Origin of the sequence: Acinetobacter sp. YH16053, from assembly GCF_013417035.1 — a bacterium.
Lineage (GTDB): Bacteria > Pseudomonadota > Gammaproteobacteria > Pseudomonadales > Moraxellaceae > Acinetobacter > Acinetobacter towneri.
The window spans coordinates 1-2,591 of sequence record NZ_VPEP01000075.1 but is presented as its reverse complement, the minus strand read 5'-3'; the positions used below and the strand labels follow the sequence as shown (position 1 = coordinate 2,591).

Genomic DNA, 2,591 nt, shown 5'->3' with positions numbered 1-2,591 from the left:
AAAACTGCTACGCAATTTTTAAAAGCAAAAGCAAAACCACCACAAGGCTAAGGCATGGCAATTTATCACTGTACTACTAAGACCGTTAACCGAAGTTCGGGACGAACTGCAGTTGCATCTATGGCTTACCGTGCAGGAGAAAAATTGAAAGATGAACGGACAGGGTTAACCCATGACTTCACAAGAAAAGAAGGTGTGGTTTATACAGAGATTCTTTCTAACTTGGATACTGAATTAGACCGAAGCCAAGTTTGGAATCTGGCAGAAAAATCTGAGAATCGAAAAGATGCCCGAACCGCACGTGAATGGGTTATCGCTTTACCTGATGAACTGGACGAAGAACAGCGAAAAGAATTGGCTAAAGAGTTTGCCCAATCATTAGTAGACCGTTATGGGGTGATTGCAGATTTAGCCATCCATGCACCCAGCAAAGGAGGGGATGATAAAAACCATCATGCGCATATCTTGCTGACTACACGTAAGGCTGAACTGGATCAAGATCATAATCTGGTGCTAAAGGATAAGACTGATATTGAGTTAAGCAATGCCAAGAGAAAAAGCCTGGGCATGGGAACAAGCCAGGAAGAAATTAAACAGATCCGAGCCACCTGGGCAAACTTAGCCAATCATGCCCTCGAACATGCAGGGTATCGGGAAAGAATCGACCACCGTAGTTATGCCGATCAAGGCAAGGATCTACAAGCTACCATCCATGAGGGTAGTAAAGTTACCCAGATGCGCAGAAAAGGCATAGATACTGAAATTAGCCGTTTTAACGATACGATCAAACAGCAAAACAGCCAACAGCTCCAAAACAAACAACAGCACAAGGAAAAGACCTTAGAACAAGGGTTCAACCATGTTGAGCAAGGTTTCAAACAATGGAAGAAAGATCGGGAAGCACAACGTCTGGAACAAGAGCAAAGACAAAGATTGAAATTGGAACAAGAGCAAAAGATGAAACAGACACAGCGTATTAAATATGAAAGAAGTGGCCCATCGCTATGAGCAACCAAAACGACTTAGACGATCAACTATATATTTTACTGGCCTCCATGAAGGAATATAGAGAGGCCATAGCAGACGATAACAAGCGATTAGAGGTATTTTACAACCAAATCGCTAACGGAGTACTCAATAAGGCTGAAAAATCGCTAGAAAACGCAAATAAGAAGCATACAGGTGCATTGAATAATAGTATTCAGCATTTAAACCAAGTTGCAGCTCAACTAAATGCAAAATTTATCCTATTTTTCGCCAGTACTTTTGTGGCTTTGGTTCTCGTATTGCTTTTGGCTATATTTTTGTATATCCCAAGCCTTGATGAAATCCAACAGCGCAGAGCAGATAAAAAAGCATTAGCAGCATATGCACTTCAAATCAAAGTTGATGATGGAGAAACACTCGTCAGAATCATGACGAAAAATCCGTGTTACTCATTCCAACCAAATAGCGTCAAAGAAAAGACCTATGACTGGTGCCAGATCGACCCTAAAAAATACTAGATGATCGGTACTTTGCTTGGTTTTTCTCATTACTGATCAGATTACAGCAAGCGCAAAGTTGCCCGACTTTGAAACATGGCTAAAGCCATATTTCAAAGAGTCGAACATTAATTCTCTTTGCACTGTGTATTCACACTAGATTGATAACAAACAAATTTTCTACCGTCAGGCTGAGTTATATAAAGATAATCCCCGACGCTGTTGTATACGGAACCATTTGAACCATAGCCATTATTTTCATTTATTTGGTAATAAGTATAACCATTTGAACCGTAAGAACGATCTTCTGTATTGTAATAAGAACTACCATCACTCCCATATGTGAAGTTACCAACATTATTATAAGAAGTAGTACTGTTATTTTGTTTTTTATTAGCATAATTAACTACGGCATCAGCCATAGCATTTAAACCATTTTGAAGTTGCTGATTTCCTTGAGAGTAACTTTGAAAATTAACACTTGGCGGTGGGATATATGTCCAGTCGTATTTATTTGCTAAGGTAGAAGTAGATAAAATAGTAAATGAAAAAAGTAGAATTAGTATTTTCATAATATTCATATTTAAGTAAAAATTAATTAATTTTAATTTGTTATAACTAATATGTATAGCTAGATGTATCGTAAGATGCCGAGTGAATGTCTACGAACGACTGAGCAACATTAAAATTTCGACCTACTTCATTATCAAGCGTAAGCGGACGAAAAAGCTTTATGAGAAATGCAAATTCATTAATGATCCTGAAAAATACTAGATGATCGGTACTTTGCTTGGTTTTTCTCATTGCTAAGCAAATTACAGCAAGCGCAAAGTTGCCCGACTTTGAAACATGGCTTTAGCCATGTTTCAAAGTATCGAGCTAAATTTTAATTAAACACGTTTCAAAGCCATGATATGACGAACCATATCGTTAATATGCTGTTTTGTTTCATTATCTTGAGAGCTTAGCCAAGTTACAACATCTGCATCAAAAGCCTTTGCTTGAGCAGTGGCATGGCGTTCTTGTAATTTTTTCACAAAATTTGGTTTTACTACTGGCGCATTGGTAGGGTCAAAATTTTTATAACGTTCTAATTCATTTTGCATG

The 2,591-nt window shown here is 38.0% G+C and carries 4 protein-coding genes; 2 read left to right on the top strand and 2 right to left on the bottom strand.

The features are described from left to right. Window positions 1-54 precede the first annotated feature (54 nt). Together mobQ and FTV43_RS14940 are read left to right on the top strand one after the other, a co-directional pair. Window positions 55-1,008: a MobQ family relaxase gene (mobQ, locus tag FTV43_RS14945; protein WP_179991710.1), complete on the top strand. Its 954-nt coding sequence runs from the start codon at window positions 55-57 to the stop codon at window positions 1,006-1,008. After that, window positions 1,005-1,505, top strand: a complete 501-nt coding sequence (locus FTV43_RS14940; protein ID WP_179995792.1) for a hypothetical protein — start codon at window positions 1,005-1,007, stop codon at window positions 1,503-1,505. The genes mobQ and FTV43_RS14940 overlap by 4 nt, the downstream gene beginning before the upstream one ends. Window positions 1,506-1,612: 107 nt before the next feature. Here the strand turns inward: FTV43_RS14940 and FTV43_RS14935 are convergent, their stop codons facing one another. Together FTV43_RS14935 and FTV43_RS14930 are read right to left on the bottom strand one after the other, a co-directional pair. Next, the gene (locus FTV43_RS14935; protein ID WP_179991656.1) at window positions 1,613-2,056 is read right to left on the bottom strand and encodes a hypothetical protein; all 444 of its coding nucleotides are present in this window, start codon (window positions 2,054-2,056) and stop codon (window positions 1,613-1,615) included. 318 nt (window positions 2,057-2,374) lie between these two features. After that, complete coding sequence (locus tag FTV43_RS14930) at window positions 2,375-2,590, bottom strand: hypothetical protein (RefSeq protein ID WP_111886106.1); 216 nt, start codon at window positions 2,588-2,590, stop codon at window positions 2,375-2,377. Window position 2,591: the final 1 nt, after the last annotated feature.

What these genes read in the sequence shown, in the direction of transcription:
- mobQ (WP_179991710.1), top strand. Translation starts at nt 55, where the DNA reads ATGGCAATTTATCACTGTACTACTAAGACCGTTAACCGAAGTTCGGGA.
- FTV43_RS14940 (WP_179995792.1), top strand. Translation starts at nt 1,005, where the DNA reads ATGAGCAACCAAAACGACTTAGACGATCAACTATATATTTTACTGGCC.
- FTV43_RS14935 (WP_179991656.1), bottom strand. Translation starts at nt 2,056, where the DNA reads ATGAAAATACTAATTCTACTTTTTTCATTTACTATTTTATCTACTTCT.
- FTV43_RS14930 (WP_111886106.1), bottom strand. Translation starts at nt 2,590, where the DNA reads ATGCAAAATGAATTAGAACGTTATAAAAATTTTGACCCTACCAATGCG.